The 16,126-nt window shown below is 39.0% G+C and carries 16 protein-coding genes and 1 pseudogene; 13 read left to right on the forward strand and 4 right to left on the reverse strand.

The window, feature by feature from the left end:
* Positions 1-131: 131 nt before the first annotated feature.
* The 3 genes and pseudogenes from FTU98_RS12520 to gltS all read left to right on the forward strand — a co-directional run.
* Positions 132-575, forward strand: a pseudogene (locus FTU98_RS12520) (Bcr/CflA family drug resistance efflux transporter); the annotation flags it as partial.
* A gap of 399 nt (positions 576-974) precedes the next feature.
* Positions 975-2,291, forward strand: coding sequence for a DcaP family trimeric outer membrane transporter (locus FTU98_RS12525; protein ID WP_180051489.1), 1,317 nt, complete (start codon positions 975-977; stop codon positions 2,289-2,291).
* A gap of 615 nt (positions 2,292-2,906) precedes the next feature.
* Positions 2,907-4,148: a sodium/glutamate symporter gene (gene gltS, locus FTU98_RS12530; protein WP_131261496.1), complete on the forward strand. Its 1,242-nt coding sequence runs from the start codon at positions 2,907-2,909 to the stop codon at positions 4,146-4,148.
* A 91-nt stretch (positions 4,149-4,239) separates the two neighbouring features.
* Here gltS and chrA read toward each other — a convergent pair whose 3' ends face one another.
* On the reverse strand, positions 4,240-5,466 hold the full coding sequence (chrA, locus tag FTU98_RS12535; protein WP_180051490.1) for a chromate efflux transporter: 1,227 nt from the start codon (positions 5,464-5,466) through the stop codon (positions 4,240-4,242).
* A 269-nt stretch (positions 5,467-5,735) separates the two neighbouring features.
* On the opposite strand from chrA, the gene FTU98_RS12540 reads away from it, so the two are divergent.
* From FTU98_RS12540 to FTU98_RS12550, 3 genes are all read left to right on the forward strand, one after another.
* Positions 5,736-6,710 carry a patatin-like phospholipase family protein gene (locus FTU98_RS12540; RefSeq protein ID WP_179989456.1) on the forward strand — a complete coding sequence of 325 codons (975 nt, stop codon included), beginning with the start codon at positions 5,736-5,738 and terminating at the stop codon, positions 6,708-6,710.
* Positions 6,711-7,065: 355 nt separating this feature from the next.
* Positions 7,066-7,236 carry a hypothetical protein gene (locus tag FTU98_RS12545; protein ID WP_004977313.1) on the forward strand — a complete coding sequence of 57 codons (171 nt, stop codon included), beginning with the start codon at positions 7,066-7,068 and terminating at the stop codon, positions 7,234-7,236.
* Between the two features lie 359 nt (positions 7,237-7,595).
* On the forward strand, positions 7,596-8,117 hold the full coding sequence (locus FTU98_RS12550) for an acyl-CoA thioesterase (RefSeq protein ID WP_004977311.1): 522 nt from the start codon (positions 7,596-7,598) through the stop codon (positions 8,115-8,117).
* A 184-nt stretch (positions 8,118-8,301) separates the two neighbouring features.
* Here the strand turns inward: FTU98_RS12550 and FTU98_RS12555 are convergent, their stop codons facing one another.
* Positions 8,302-8,514 (reverse strand): hypothetical protein, encoded by a 213-nt coding sequence (locus tag FTU98_RS12555; RefSeq protein ID WP_180051491.1) that lies wholly within the window; start codon positions 8,512-8,514, stop codon positions 8,302-8,304.
* Positions 8,515-9,033: 519 nt separating this feature from the next.
* Here FTU98_RS12555 and FTU98_RS12560 point away from each other — a divergent pair.
* The 4 genes from FTU98_RS12560 to FTU98_RS12575 all read left to right on the forward strand — a co-directional run bounded on the left by FTU98_RS12560 (position 9,034) and on the right by FTU98_RS12575 (position 13,082).
* Complete coding sequence (locus FTU98_RS12560; protein WP_096901474.1) at positions 9,034-10,056, forward strand: GTP-binding protein; 1,023 nt, start codon at positions 9,034-9,036, stop codon at positions 10,054-10,056.
* A 92-nt stretch (positions 10,057-10,148) separates the two neighbouring features.
* Positions 10,149-10,679, forward strand: coding sequence for a YaeQ family protein (locus FTU98_RS12565; RefSeq protein WP_004977306.1), 531 nt, complete (start codon positions 10,149-10,151; stop codon positions 10,677-10,679).
* Positions 10,680-10,737: 58 nt separating this feature from the next.
* A complete protein-coding gene (locus FTU98_RS12570) occupies positions 10,738-11,079 on the forward strand; it encodes an FKBP-type peptidyl-prolyl cis-trans isomerase (RefSeq protein WP_004977304.1) in 342 nt (113 codons plus the stop codon).
* A gap of 161 nt (positions 11,080-11,240) precedes the next feature.
* Positions 11,241-13,082: a diguanylate cyclase domain-containing protein gene (locus FTU98_RS12575; protein ID WP_373683509.1), complete on the forward strand. Its 1,842-nt coding sequence runs from the start codon at positions 11,241-11,243 to the stop codon at positions 13,080-13,082.
* 24 nt (positions 13,083-13,106) lie between these two features.
* On the opposite strand, the gene FTU98_RS12580 is transcribed toward FTU98_RS12575, so the two are convergent.
* On the reverse strand, positions 13,107-13,427 hold the full coding sequence (locus tag FTU98_RS12580) for a co-chaperone YbbN (protein ID WP_154320472.1): 321 nt from the start codon (positions 13,425-13,427) through the stop codon (positions 13,107-13,109).
* 152 nt (positions 13,428-13,579) lie between these two features.
* Between FTU98_RS12580 and FTU98_RS12585 the strand changes: the two genes are divergently transcribed.
* From FTU98_RS12585 to FTU98_RS12595, 3 genes are all read left to right on the forward strand, one after another.
* Positions 13,580-14,572 (forward strand): NAD(P)H-quinone oxidoreductase, encoded by a 993-nt coding sequence (locus tag FTU98_RS12585; RefSeq protein ID WP_104852325.1) that lies wholly within the window; start codon positions 13,580-13,582, stop codon positions 14,570-14,572.
* Positions 14,573-14,874: 302 nt separating this feature from the next.
* The gene (locus FTU98_RS12590; RefSeq protein ID WP_096901477.1) at positions 14,875-15,054 is read left to right on the forward strand and encodes a hypothetical protein; all 180 of its coding nucleotides are present in this window, start codon (positions 14,875-14,877) and stop codon (positions 15,052-15,054) included.
* Between the two features lie 313 nt (positions 15,055-15,367).
* On the forward strand, positions 15,368-15,874 hold the full coding sequence (locus tag FTU98_RS12595) for a hypothetical protein (protein ID WP_004977287.1): 507 nt from the start codon (positions 15,368-15,370) through the stop codon (positions 15,872-15,874).
* A gap of 141 nt (positions 15,875-16,015) precedes the next feature.
* On the opposite strand, the gene FTU98_RS12600 is transcribed toward FTU98_RS12595, so the two are convergent.
* Positions 16,016-16,126 (reverse strand): transposase (locus FTU98_RS12600; protein WP_179991448.1); only part of this gene is annotated, 111 nt, incomplete at its 5' end.

Consider the following 16,126-nt stretch of genomic DNA (forward strand, 5'->3'; position numbering starts at 1 on the left):
TGTTCCATTTTAGAGATTTGTTTAAGATAAGATATAACTCATTGAGATGTGTCATAGTATTCGTCGTTAGAAAACAATTATTGTGACATTATTTCAATGAGTTATCTATTTTTGTCGTGTACAGAGCAGCTTTTGCTTATGTGTTTGGTGCCAATGCGATTGGTATTATGCTGTTTTCGACCCTGAATAAAAAAATCAGTGGCAAATTGGGTGTGTTACAACGCTTAAAATTGGGCAGCATGATTCAACTGAGTGGTGCGGTCATTCTACTGCTTGCAGGTAGTTTGGGGTATGCACCTTTGGCATTGGTGATGGTCGGTTTATTTCTTGCCGTGTCTGGGATTGGTTTTACAGGCCCGAATGCCATGGCACTAGCTATGGCAAAACAAGGCGCACGTGCAGGAACAGCCAGTGCGGTCATGGGCAGTGTGCAATTCTTTTGTGGCTTGATTGGTGGAGTGTTACTCAACTTTTTAACAGGCAGTGCTTTGCTGAATATGGCTGTGTTAATGCTGCTATTTATTGGGTTTGGGATGTTTGCCGTTTTTCATATTTTGCAACCTCAATCAGATTGAGTTGGGGTCAATACTTTTTCAAATGGTGATTTTTTCGTAAAAATCTGGCTTTTAGGTAGAACCGAAATATATACAATAGTCTAATGGTGGTGTAAATACTTGAATAATCAACCTATTTAAAGTATTGAATTTTATATAGTTTAATTGTTTAAATCTGTAATTATGATTAATTGTGATTTCTTATTCGGGAAAACTGATTTTAATAAACGTCATAACTTGATAGATTGAAGCCTGTAATAAATGACACAAATTGTAATATTTTAAATATTTGGGTGTCTTGGACTATTTGGCAAAAGTGTTTTGATTTTTCAGCCATTTTTATAATTCGATGTGAAATCGATAGATGACGAACAAAATCATCATGCACGGATGCAGCGTTGTTTTATTTTGGAGGAATAAATGAGTCAATTACTCAACGGTCAATTTATGATCAAAGGTTTAGCTATTGCCGTTACAACATTAATGGTAGGTACTGCACACGCAGCAAAAACTGAGCAACAACAAATTCAAGAACTTCGTCAAGAAGTTGAAGCGTTAAAATCATTAATTCAGCAACAACAGCAAGTACAACAACAGCAGCAAACTCAAATTGCCCAAGTACAACAGGCGAAGCCTGCTGCACCTGCAAGTGCATTAAGCAGCTTAAAGTCTAAATCAGGCGCAGATGTTTCTATTTATGGTTTTGTACGTGGTGATGCAAACTATATTATTGATGGTGCAGACAGTGACTTTAACAGTACTCATGCTGTGGGTAATGCAACAACGAAATCTACCAAAGATAAACTTGTAGCAACTGCAAAAGTAACGCGTTTAGGGTTAGACTTTAATACACCTGTTGGTGATAACAAAGTGGGCGGTAAAGTTGAAGTTGATTTTGCAAGTTCGGACAATTCTAAGTCAGAAAACTTACGTATCCGTCATGCTTATCTAACTTTTAATGACTGGTTATTTGGTCAAACGACTTCAAGTTTTGCTTCAGTACATGCACCAGAAATGATTGACTTTAGTACGAACATTGGTGGATCAGGTGGTTCTGCACGTGTGCCACAAGTACGTTATAGCCAAAAATTAGCGCCAGCAACTCAGTTATATGTTTCTGCTGAAGAAGGTAATAGTAAGGCGACCGAAACTGGCGATTTGAGCTATCGTTTACCTGTTTTAACAGCAAAAGTGACTCAAGGTTTTGCTGATGGTAAAGGTTTAGCTTCTGCGCGTGCATTGGTTGAACACTATAAATCAGATGCAGCAAATGATGACAAAACAGGTTGGGGTGCAGCTGTAGGTGCGAATTACCAAGTTGTAGAGCCGCTTAAAGTATCTGCTGATGTTGCATATATGAAAGGCAACAGCAACCATCTTTATGGCAGTAATTCAGCATATTCAGTTGTAGGTAATAGTATTGAACAAAACGAAGCAGTTGCTGTACAAGTGGGTGCAACCTATAATTTCTCACCTAAATTACGTTCAACTTTAGCCTACGGTGCTTTATTTGCCGATGATAGTACAGACTATGCGCGTGCAGCAGCAGTTGCAGTAACTGCAGCAACTAATGCTGATGCTAACGAGAAAGTACAACAAGCGTGGATTAACTTTATCTATTCACCTGTAAAACCAGTCGATTTAGGTATTGAGTATATCAACGGTGAGCGTGAAACATTCAAAGGTCAAAAATTCAGTGATGATCGCGTAGGCTTTATGGCGCGTTATAGCTTCTAAGTCGCTACTTTTGAGCTAAATCCAAAACAGAGCTTAATTTTAAGCTCTGTTTTTTTATGTTGAAAATTTATGTTATTCACTCAATAACTTAAATTTTATCCAGTTTAAAGGAATGTTGTAACTTTCTCTTATAGCTGAACACAATCATTAAAATTTTTAGAAAAAACCGCAGAAAATAGCAGCTTTTTGTCAAAAAAAATGCATAATGATCGACCTTTAATCTTGCTGTTTTTTGTCAAGTGGTTGATTATCTTTAACGGAAGGTATTTATCCACCTCAGATATTTTGGAGCTTATATGAGATTACCTCTCAGTGTTAAGCCGATTCAGTTGTTTGCACTCGAAGTCACCCCGAAAGTGAAAATACTGTCTTTTGTCTTTCTTTTCTTCTGTTCTAGGCAAACGCAGATGATAACGCTTGAGTGAAACCAAAGGATGGGTTGGCTGAGCGAAATGCGTACATCTTAAACTTCGGTCAAATACGATACTGTTTACATACTTTGTATTGCGGCATTTTTTAGTTGATTTAGAGTCATAGTGATGCAAATGCTTTGGTTTGCATAGACAGCTCTTCATCATATTAAAAATAATCTGCAATCACTATATGGATATTGCCATGGAATTTACTTTTAATGCGTTTTATACGCTGATTGCTGCGGTCATCGTCCTGCTCTTAGGGCGACTTTTAGTCAATAAAATTGATTTTTTAAAACGCTATAATATTCCTGAACCTGTTGCAGGTGGTTTGGTTGCCGCTATTGTTTCATTGTTGGTGAATCAATTTTGGGGTTATAGCATTACCACCAGTAGCGCATTGCAAACTAGCTTTATGCTTATTTTCTTCGCCTCGATTGGTTTAAGCGCGAACTTCACAAAATTGCGTCAGGGCGGAATCGGTTTAATTATTTTCTTGATTGCAATTTCCACATTTATTGTGTTGCAAAACATTGTCGGCATTAGTCTTGCAACATTGTTAGGTATTGATCCACTAATTGGTTTAATTGCAGGATCGATTACTTTAACTGGCGGTCATGGTACAGCAGGTGCGTGGGGTGAAATTTTAGAAACCCAATATGGTATTCAAGGTGCTTTGGCACTGGGCATGGCAAGTGCGACCTTTGGTTTAATTATTGGTGGTTTAATTGGTGGTCCACTGGCTAAAACTTTAATCAACCGTCATCAATTGGCTGTACCACGTACCGACGAACAAATTGAAAAACGCGATAATACGCCTGCGGATCAAGATTCCAATGAGTTTATTCCATTTGAATATCCGCATCAGGTTCGTTTAATTACAGCAGATAATGCAATTACTACTTTGGGTTTATTTGCTGGATGTTTGGCATTTGCCGAATTTATGACAGGCGCTGCCAAAGGCACGATGTTTGAATTACCAACTTTCGTTTGGGCATTGGCGGGCGGTGTGGTTCTGCGTAATGTCTTAGAAAGTATTTTTAAAGTTAATATTTTTGACCGTGCGATTGATGTGTTTGGGAATGCATCTTTATCGTTATATTTGGCGATGGCGTTGTTGTCACTCAAACTATGGCAATTGGCCGATTTGGCAGGTCCGTTGATGGTGATTTTAGGTGCGCAAGCACTCACAATGGCGTTATATGCAGCTTTTGTGACCTTCCGTCTTATGGGGAAAAACTACGATGCAGCCGTGCTGGCAGCAGGACACTGTGGTTTTGGGATGGGGGCGACGCCAACAGCAGTCGCCAATATGCAGGCCATTACCAATATGTATGGTCCATCTTATAAAGCGTTCTTGATTGTGCCGCTGTGTGGTGCATTCTTTGTCGATTTAATTAACGTTGCGGTGATTCAATCTATTCTAAAATTCTTTGGTGGCTAAGCTCCAAAGCATTCAGGCTTGATTCAGTCATCCACAAAAAATGCCAGTTCAATTGAACTGGCATTTTTATTTGATCTGTAGCATTTTTCATTTAAGCCATGAAATGCAAGAATGCTGTATAGACCAGGAAACTATTAATTAGACTGAGCCAAACAGGTAGTTTGGATTTTAATAATCCAATCACCAAAACAATAAACAGCAGATCAGCAATACTCAAAATATGACGCTGTGCCATTTCGAGCACCATATACAGCAGCAAACCGACTACCGCTGCATTAATCCCTGTAACCGCATGACGAATATAGGCTTGCTGCATCAACCAAGACCAATAAGGCAAGGTGGTAAATACCAAAAAGAAAGACGGCAGAAAAATCGCCAACGTGGCTAAAGTCGCATTCAGCAGCATAGATTCTGTCATTGGAATCAAACTGCCCAAATATGTTGCAAAGCTGAACAGTGGACCAGGTACCAATTGCGCCATGGCATAACCCAAATCGAACTGTTCTGCACTGACTAAGCCTGTGCTAACAAAATCTTGATGCAATAAAGGCAAAATGACATGCCCACCGCCAAAGACCAAAGATGCGGCTTGATAGAAACTTAAATTGGCTGCATAGAGTAATTGAGGTTGCAGCCAGTTTAGACCTGACAGCACAATAAAGGGTGTAACAAAAAGTACTGCCCAAAATACAGCATAACGACGATGTTTGAGTAAATGTGCCGCAGTAAAATGAGTATCTGTCGCCGTTGTATTGGTGGATGCTGGTGCAGCAGTCGGTGCTGCGCGTTTCGCCATCCAAATGCCAAAACAAGCGGCAATCAGAATCACCAAAACTTGATTGAAGCTCAATGGCACCAGATAAATAAATAGGGCAGAAGCAAACATTAAGGCATATTGCCAAACCGTTTTACAAAAACTGCGCAACATTTGCCAAAATGCCCAAGCTACCACGGCCAATACGATCAGTTGAATACTGTGAAAGCTATTTGACGACAGTACATCTAAATATTGATGTCCCAAAACTGCAACCAAAGCCATAAACAACGCTGAAGGTAGGGTGAAACCCAACCAAGCTAGGACTGCACCCCAATAGCCTTTTTGCAAATAACCAATCGCTAACCCCACCTGACTACTAGTTGGGCCAGGTAAGAGTTGTGCAAGTGCGACAATTTGTGAATACTGGGATTCATCTAGCCATTTGAGTTGTTGCACAAAACGCTGATGGAAAAACACCAAATGCGCTGCAGGCCCACCAAAAGACAGACAGCCTAATTGCAGAAAAATCCAGAATAATAAGGAATAAGAAGGTGTTGGCATATAATTTTAGACAGATTCGACTTGTGCGCCACTGTAGTGGCTAGACGTGACAGTTTAACGAATTACTACAAGGATCGGTTAAAATAATAGATAGACTATGGGCGGTCATGCAAGGCGAAACAAATAGCATCAGTGGCATGGTTAAGATGGTTGCTGTATCAAGTTAGCTGATCAACCTTGTCACGATTGGCGGTGAAATATCGACTGAAACCTATGGATTCAAGAAGGTCATTATGAAAATTGGGTATGTATCTCTTACAGCATTATTGATGGTGGGATGTCAGGCAGTGCCATCACAGCAGCAATTTTCGACTCAAACTTTACTTGAGTCGCAGCCCGTGGTTGAAGCAGAGTCACGCCTGAATCAAATTGATTTTCGTCAGTTAAAACAACAAAAAAAACGTCCAATTGTTGCATTGGTTTTGGGCAGTGGTGGCGCACGTGGTTATGCACATATTGGAGTAATTGAAGTACTTGAGCAGTACGGTATTCATCCTGATTTTATTGTGGGCAGCAGCGCAGGCAGCATTGTCGGTTCAATTTATGCCAGTGGTAAAAATGCACAGCAATTACGTGAAATTGCCATGAATATGAAAGCCAATGATGTGCGGGATGTGACTTTAGATTTAAAAGGCTTTTTTGATGGTAAAAAAGTTGAAAATTATGTCAATGCACAAGTCGATCAACTCCGTTTGGAGCAATTTAAAATCCCGATGTACGTGGTGGCGACTGAATTAAAAGAAGGCAAAAAAGTTGTATTTAATTATGGCAATACGGGTCAAGCGGTGCGTGCGTCAGTGTCTATCCCAAGTATGTTTGTACCTACTAAAATTGCAGAACATGAATATGTCGATGGTGGTTTAGTGAGCCCTGTACCTGTCAAGGTTGCACGCGATTTAGGGGCAGATATTGTGATTGCCGTGAATATTTTGGCGCAGCCTATTCATACTGAAACCAGTAATGTGTGGGGATTGTTTAACCAAAATATTAATATTATGCAAAAGCATTTGGCCAATGAAGAATTGAAACTGGCAGATGTGGTCATTCAACCCGATTTACGTGAAAAAGCCCATATTTTTGATGTGAAAGGGCGCGAAGCGACCATGTTGGCAGGCGCAGAAGCAACTGCAGCGCAATTAAATAAAATTGATCAGGTCTATCAACAGCATCATTATGCGCATGGGCATAGAATTGTAGACTATAAAGTGAGTAATACTTTTGGGCTTTATGGACAGTTTAAATAGCTGTCCAGATCCTTCATTTAGGTCAATTCAATGAAATCAACAGATTTAACTTAAGTCTAATTAGGTGCTTGATAAAAATAACTTTAATGTTAGATTGCTTAGATTTATTCTTTGTAAGTATTTGATATTATAGTTTAAAAATAAAGATACCCTAAAGATATCTAAATACTGAGATGAGGTATTTAGACTTAAAATCAATTTTTTAGCGTGTTCTTTCGCACCGTTTCCATTTATTCTATGTAGCATTTACTGAATTCGTTTTTTAAGCAGTTTACCAATTGAACATGCTTCCAAGACAGCCTAACTTTTGTGCTTCAGGACTTTAAAACTTTATAAAAAATCGAGGGGATACTTCATGCACGGCTTTGAAATTGGACAGCAGGTGAAACTTGCCACTATGGAGCAAGTTATTTTTACAGTGACGATGATTAATCCAGATGGTTCTTATGTGATTGAAGCTGCACTGAGTACCGAACAAACTTTGACTTATAGCAATGTGTCGCAGGAAATGCTGCGCTTGGTTTAAATGTCGCAGCGAAGTTTGAAAATTTACGGGGAAATTGAACTTTTTTTCGTGTAAATTCGCCGAAATTTGCTTGAATAATCCATTGAATAAAAGATTTTAGATTGTTTTTTGAACACTTGAATCAGGGGGATTCACGTAATATTCAATTTGAACAAATATTCTAAAAAATCAGAAATGGATTAAAAAATAACAGCTTGGGAGTCTTAGTCTTTAGTCTTATAATTTTTAAATAAATGTTATCATAAACAATATAAATAATAATGATGCAGTTGTTGCCGAAATGAACATTCAAACTTTTATAAACGCGATATAATAATAGGCTCATATCTTACTGTCTTTAAAAGAGTCTAGAGAACGCGATGTCACCATTAGATCAAATTGCCCCAGTGTTAGATGACCAGTCAGAATTAACCATGACCGTGTTAATGACACCCGACATGGCAAATTTCTCAGGGAATGTACATGGTGGAACAATTTTAAAACTATTAGACCAAGTGGCGTATGCATGTGCGAGCCGCTATTCTGGTAGTTATGTGGTGACCCTTTCGGTTGATAAAGTGAACTTTAAAGAGCCGATTCATGTGGGTGAATTGGTGACTTTCCTTGCTAGTGTGAACCATGTGGGTCGTACTTCAATGGAAATTGGGATTCGTGTAGAAGCACAAAATATTCAAAAGCGTACAGTGCGCCATACCAACAGCTGTTACTTCACTATGGTTGCAGTCGATGAAAATGGTAAACCAAAACAAATCCCTGCGTTGAAATTAGACAATGACTGGAAGCGTTGCCGTTTTGAAGCAGCAGAGCAACGTAAAGTTGCACGTTTGCAAGAAAATCATCATCCATCTTGCAGCATTTATAAGAAAACTGAACAAAACTAAGTTTTCATCAAATTTAGCTGAAAACCTGTTTGCAATTGTAGACAGGTTTTTTTGTGCCTATTTTTTAATTTTGTCCAAGGCAATATTGATTAGTTATGCAGATAAACAAAAACTGAGTAAACCGAGAGAGTGGCGGAAAACTCAGTTTTTGTATTCGATTTACATTTTTAAATGTATCTAAGTTTTAAGGCTGTTGCGTCGATGCAGCAGGGGTTTCAGTGCTTGCTTCAGATGCAGGTTGTGCAGCAGCTTGTTCTGAAGCTGGTTCAGCCATAGTTTCCTGCGTTGAAACAACCACTTTTTCCTGTTCTGTTGCTGTCGATTCAGCCTTTGCAGCAAAAGTAGTTGCAGTGGCAAAAGCAAAAGTTGAAGCGAGTAAAATTTGTGTCAATTTCATGGTTTGGCATCCTTATTTAAAGTTTTTCATGAGTAGTAGGGAGTGCTCAGCACAAGCATTAAGTAAAAAAACTTATTGCGGCTAAAGTGTTCAAGTCAGTCATCACCTGATTTGAACGGGCTGAACAGGAACTCATGCTAAAGAGCCAAAGCTATGGGATCAATGCTTGCAACAAAGCAAAACAATGACGGTTACTTGAACCGCACAATGATGATGAATAGGTCGTAGTTTGGTAATTTTTGTTTTAAATATGCAGTCAAATCCAATCAAAATGGCTGTGTTTTCCGCAATAAAATTGCGTGGTTGGCAATAAAACATAACATCAAGCGGCTAAAACTCGTGTATTTCCCCAAATAAGTTGCAGATCATCACGTTAAATGTAAGCGAATTTTTCAAATCATGATGGTGATAGATGTGCTGAAATGAATAAATTTCAGTGTGTTTAGATTCAGATTGAACTAATCGCTAAACTTGCTTAGCATGCTTGAGTTGTTTGAAATTCAATAAAGTGAGCTTATTTTGAAATTAATTGCACCACAAAAAGCAGTCCCGACGCATATTATTTCTGGTTTTCTCGGTGCAGGAAAAACCACCTTATTGAAACAGTTACTCAGCCAAAAACCAGAACATGAAGTTTGGGCGGTGCTGATGAATGAATTTGGACAAATCGGGGTCGATCAACAACTCTTACCTCAGCAACAGGGTTATCAAGTCAAAGAATTATTGGGCGGTTGCTTATGTTGTAGCAGCCAATTGCCTATGCAAATTGCTTTGTCGCGTTTATTGTCCGAAGCGAAGCCTGACCGTTTATTCATCGAGCCGACAGGTTTGGGGCATCCTGCGCAACTCTTGGAACAACTGACCGAACCACATTGGCATACGCATTTATCGATGCGCGCCTTGGTGACGGTAGTAGATGGTTCGCGTTTGCATGATCAGGCGTGGACGCAGCAAAACCTGTATGCCGATCAGCTCAAAGCTGCACAAATTATTGTGGTGTCACATGCAGACCAAATGCAGGCGGCAGATGAGCAAGCCCTCATACAACTACAACAGGAATATCAAGCCTACGCGCAAAAATGGTTGAAAGCAGAACAGGGTCATCTGGCTTTGACCGAAATGGATATACCGTATGTCGGTACACAGCGTAAAATTCAGCCGTTGCTAAAATTGCAACAGAAGGTCAGCTCTACAAATCTGCAAGAGTCTGCAGAAATCAAACAATTGCCATATCACTATGTCGAAACTGCACAAGGATATGCAGTCGCAGGTTGGAAATTGCCTAAACGTTGGCAATTCGACTTTTATCCCTTATTAGATTTACTCTGTGAACAGCAAGATTGGCTGCGTATTAAAGGAATTTTTTATACCAATCAGGGTTGGAAAAGTTTCAACTTCAATCCGCAGCAATTTAATTATCAATCTACCGATGAAGGCATAGACAATCGGTTGGAAATTATTTATCAAAGCGAGCGTGATTGGGAAAAATTTGAGGCTGAACTATTGGCGTATCGGGTCGATGCTGCTGCGGTTCTAGACTGAAATCTATACGTTATCGGGCAAACGATACAGCAAAATCACAGAAAATCCATTATGCTTAGTGGCAAATTTAAACATAGTTTTAGGAATAGACAATGGCGCTGAAAGCGACAATTTATAAGGCAGATTTGAACATTGCCAATATGGATGTGCATCAATACGGTGACTATCAGCTCACCATGGCATTGCATCCTTCTGAAACTATTGAGCGATTGATGGTGCGTATTTTGGCATTCGCACGTTATGCAGATGAAGCTTTGGAATTTACCAAAGATTTATTTGAAACCGATGAGCCTGCTTTGTGGGAAAAAGACTTAACAGGGCAGTTAATTAAGTGGATTGAAGTCGGTTGCCCAGATGAAGACAAAGTCAAAAAAGCCAGTTCGCGTTGTAAGCAAGTTGCGATTATTGCTTATGGTTCATCGGTAGATGAATGGTACAAACGTAACAGTAAAATCAAAACTTTAAATAATGTTGAAGTGTGGCAACTATCGCCAGCGAGTACCGAAGCCGTTCAAGCGTTATGCGAACGTACCATGCAATTGCAGTTGAATGTAATGGATGGCGAATGGACATTGATTGGCGATCAGGCACAGGCTCAGATTGAGTGGACACAGTTGCAATAACACTTGCACGAGCTGGAAATTATCTTAAACATCGAAGTGTAAATATTTGGAGATGAACATGAGTGCAGAATTAGAAATTATTGATTTGGTGGTGGGTGAGGGGAAAGAAGCGGTTAAAGGCGCTTTAATTACTACGCATTACACAGGCTGGTTGGAAGATGGCACCAAGTTTGATTCATCCTTAGACCGTGGTAACTATTTTGAAACCGTGATTGGTACAGGTCGTGTCATTAAAGGCTGGGATCAAGGCATCATGGGGATGAAAGTGGGTGGTAAACGCAAACTGATCGTACCTGCGCATTTGGCTTATGGTGAGCGCAAAATGGGCAATATCATTCCTGCTAATTCTAATTTGATTTTTGAAATTGAATTGTATGATGTGAAAACACGCGATCAATAAACACCTTTCAACTTAGCCAAACCGCTAGAATTTAAGTCATTCATCCGATGCCAGTAAGGTCTAGCATAAATGACTTAATTTTTTACTTCAAATTTAGTGCAAGAACGATTAGATTAAAAAACAAGCACAATAGGATTTTTGCATTTTTGAATTTCACTCGGATGTGGCACAAGTGTGCATTACTCTTCTTAATTTTACTGTGCAGTGTACTCACACCACCGCGTGTGTTGGCGCAGTATGAGTCTGCACCTGAATCTTACTATCTACATCAACAACTGCTCAATTCTGTTCAATTTACTGAAGATCAATCGAGTATTTTGACTGGGCGATGGTTGTTTTATCCGCAACAATTGATTCAAGAACCCAGTGCGGTACTGGCATCGAATACCGTTGAATTGCCTGCTTCATTTGAAGATTTAATGGGCAATGCCAATACTTACGGCACTTTTATTGGGCACTTTCAAATTCCAAAAGAATTTCTAGGCAGACGTATTGCGATTTGGATTCCCAACCAATATGGCGCCTATCGGGTATTTTTAAATGGCGATCCACTGGTGCGTGTTGGCACAGTCGGTGCAGATGCGAGTAGTCACCAAACCGAAAATGCCCCACGAATTGCATATTTTGTTCCTGAAAGTGAATATTTTACCCTGACCATTCAAGCGTCTAGCTTTCAGAGCTTGCAAGGTGGTTTAAAAAATCCAATGAAAATTGGTTTAAGTCGCACCATCAATCAACAGTATCAGCGTTTGATGATGAGTATTGCCATGATTTGTGGGGCAGTACTTGGTATTGGTTTGTTTACCTTGATGTTTTCGGCATTTAGTCTTGCAAATGGCGGCAAGACCAAGCTTATGTTTATTTTTGGCTTGTTTATTGTTTTTCTAGCATTACATAATTTATTTTCTCCGCCCTATGCTTACACCACTTTCCTGAATTTAAGTTGGTCTTGGGGAATAAGGCTCGAATATTTATTTAGTTTTCTTGCGATTTTATTTTTCCTGAGTTATATGTTTTTGCTCAGTTCTCGCTATTTGCATCGTTGGGTATATAGCGCGGCAATGTTGTTATTAAGCTTTAATATTGGGGTGACGCTGTGGGCAGAACCCACTATTTTTCAGCAATTGGCATTTTATAGTTCATTTTTCTTTGTTTTGATTTTGGCAAATTTTGCTTATGGATTTTATCAAACCCTGCATTCAGGAGAGCATTATTCTAGAATCAATTTTTGGGCAGTAATTATTCTGTGTGGCACATTTATTCATGATTTTTTATTAATGCTGAATTTGGTCAATTCCATTCATTTATCTTTTATTTCGACTAGTGTTTATGCATTGCTCATCATGTTTCAGCAGGCACGAAATTATGCCTACCATAACTTACGCATTGAACGCTTGAACCAAAAACTGATTCATTTAAACAGCTCGTTAGATTTAAAAGTGCAGGAACGCACTGAACAACTCAGTCTTTTGAATGAAAAACTGGAAATACAGATTAAAACCGATGCATTAACAGGGGCATATAATCGCCGTGCATTAAATGAAGAAATTCAGCGTTTGTATTTTGAAACCTTGCAAAATAAGCGACATATTTTGGTCTTTGCGATGCTCGATGTCGATTATTTTAAAAAATACAATGATCATTATGGGCACTTAAAAGGCGATCAAATTCTGCAAAACCTAGTTAAAGTTTTACAAGATACTTTGCCTAAAAATGCGTTTGTGGCACGTTATGGGGGTGAAGAATTTGCCATTTTACTGCACGATATTCCGCAACCTGCGATTGCACCACTCATGCAAAAGGTCTTGCAGGCTGTGCGTGATGCAGCTTTTGAGCATGTGGCACGAGAAGACTATAAACAATATGTGACTTTAAGTATTGGTGTAGCGTGGATGACCCGCGCACAAGCATATACGCACGTGGATGATTTTATGAAAGCCGCAGATGCACATTTGTATCGAGCCAAACATGCAGGACGAGATCAGGTGCTCATTCAGACTTAATATGTTGTAGCGACTCTACATGAGTTAAAGATAACTTTGAATTTTTTGTTGGAGTTGTGCGATAGAAACATTGCTCAATAGTCGTTCAACAATTTGCCCATCTTTAAAAATTAGGGTGGTCGGTAAACCAAAGACTTGATAGCGCAAAGTTAAAATTGGAGATTGATCGACATTCACTTTGCCAAACTTTACCGAAGCATCAAAAAGTTGGGCAAGCTGCTCAAAAAATGGTGCATTTTGAACACAAGGCGTACACCACGTCGCATAAAAACGAATCACCGCAACGCCTGTTTCATATTCAAACTCACGGTAATTATTTTCGTTGTATTCCACAATTTCTGACATCACATACTCTTTAATCATAAATAAAAATTTAATCACGCATGAAACACCACGGCATGAGAATTATACCTAAGTTAATCTGGGTTTTAATGCTTTGCTGTTTTATGTTCAAATAGTCAGAATTCATATCAGCATCAAACAATCAGGGACTTGCCATGACACAAAACACAATGCAGCAGATTATTATTACAGAACCAGGTGGCCCAGAAAAATTAGCCTATGAAACGGTTGCAATACCTGAGCCACAAGCCAATGAGGTTTTGGTCAAAGTACATGCTTTTGGTTTGAATCGTCCTGATATTTTACAGCGTCAGGGTCTGTATCCTATGCCTAAAGGCGTGACGCCAGTGCCAGGTTTAGAAGTAGCAGGTGAAGTAGTTGCTGTGGGTGCAGATGTTAGCCAATTTAAAGTTGGTGATGCAGTGTGTGGCTTAACCAATGGTGGTGGTTATGCAGAATATTGTGTTGTGCCTGAAAGCCAGACTTTGACAATTCCAACAGGTGTCAGTTTTGTACAAGCCGCTGCGATACCTGAAACATTTTTTACTGTGTGGGCCAATGTATTCCAAATGGGTAAAGCCAAAGCAGGTGAAACGGCGCTGATTCATGGTGGAACCAGTGGTATTGGTACAACTGCTTTAATGCTGTGCAATGCCTTAGGTTTAAAAACCTTTGCAACCGTAGGTTCAGATGAAAAAGTACAAGCAATTTCACATCTCACCACAGCAATTAATTACAAGACACAAGATTTTGAACAAGTGATTAACGAAGCGACAGACAATGCTGGGGTCGATGTCATTTTAGATATTGTTGGTGCGCCGTATTTGGAACGTAATTTAAACTTATTACGTCGTGATGGTCGCTTGGTGTATATCGCATTCTTAGGTGGTGCAAAAGCCAAAGAAGTAAAACTTGGTCAAATTATGATGAAGCGTCTTACCATTACGGGTTCGACCATGCGCGCCCGCAATACTGCAGAAAAAGCTGAAATTACCAAAGGTTTGCAAGAGATAGTTTGGCCATTGTTAGCCAAAGGTGAATGTCTGCCTATGATTTATAAAACCTTTCAGTTTGATCAAATTCAGCAAGCGCATGCCGAAATGGATACAGGCGAGCATGTGGGCAAAGTAGTGGTCGAAGTGATTTAAAGACTCAAATTTAAAATCAACGTACATAAAAAAACTGACCGAGTGTCAGTTTTTTATGTGTACTTTATAGAGGATTTTTAAAAAGATTTTTTTGAATCAGTTTTAGTAATTATTTTAATCATAATTACATAAATATTTCTTTAAACTACAATTCAACACAATAAAATTTTCCAAATAGTCAAATATTAAGGAGGTGTAGGACACACCCTGTCAATAATAGAGCTTATCTTTATATTCATTGAATTCATTCTCAAGATAACAAAACGGTTCATGTAAAATAATTTGATAGAGAGAGCAGGCTTATGAAAATTTTATCTGCATATACGCCAAAACACAGTCTACGTGCATTAAAACGGTTACACAAAAATATTGTTCGTCAGCAAATCAATGTTCGGAACTTAAATAAAATGTATCATGCGATGCTACATTTAGAACGCTATATTGACCGCCTCGATCATGATAAACGCGAAAACTTGTATTAAGTGTAAAGAGCAACCTGTTAATTATTTTTTACTAAAAAGTACAAGTGAGTTGAAAAGTTAAACCTGTTATTTATTGGATTATTCATTTGAAATAACGGGTTTTAAATAGACGGTAAAATTCAGGAGAAAAACTAAGGGAACAATAAGAAATTTAAAATAAACAAGGATGATCAAAGCTGAAAGATCAATTTTAAACTGCTGCACTGTAATAGGTGCAGCACTGCCTTGTGTGAACAATTGCTTCGGAATGTGTCGAGCTTTTAGCTAAATTGTGCGAAAATAGCGTTTTGCTATTTTTGTCCAAGGGCAGTACATGATTGACCAATCTCCTGAATCATTAAGTGATATCGAAATACTCGACATTTTGCAGTCTATGAAAAGTGATGAGCTAGACACAGAGGCAAAAGAAATTATCCGTAATGGTGGGAAAGCAGGTCGTCAGGAAGCGCATAAAGCAGCGTTGGTGGCACTTAATCAGTCATTCGAAAGCAAATTTGTAGAAGCAGTAAGTTTGGCTTTGCAGTTAAACGAAGCGCAAATGAAAAAAATCCGTTATAAAAAAGACCGTGTACGTATTTTAAAAGCACGTGGCATTGATTATTTAGCCATTGATGGCACAGAAACTGCACAAGTATTGGCTCAGGTTGCACAAGCGATTGTGCGTGAAGATGCTGTGGTGACGCATGATTTGCACAACATTTTTCCTTTCTGGAAAGAGGGCTGGCCGATGGTGCAATTCGACAATGTCTATAAAATTCTAGCTGAAGATATTGCGATTCACTATCAAGCGGTATTGGATGAATTGATCAGCAAATATTAAATAGATATTCAGCTGAATTTCAGATGTATCTGTTCAGGTTTGAAAAAAGCACCACTTCATTTTGATGTGGTGCTTTTTTATGAATGCTAGAAAATCTGGATGCAGATCAAGCCCACACGAATACAGTGAATTTCACAAATTTCAACCTTGTTGATTCTGAATATATTGTTTGATTATTTCCAAAGGCGCACCACCACAAGACCCTGCAAAATATGATCTTGACCATAAAACAGGTTTTGTATAATTCCCTCT

The organism is Acinetobacter sp. YH12211 (genome assembly GCF_013418015.1).
Lineage (GTDB): Bacteria > Pseudomonadota > Gammaproteobacteria > Pseudomonadales > Moraxellaceae > Acinetobacter > Acinetobacter towneri.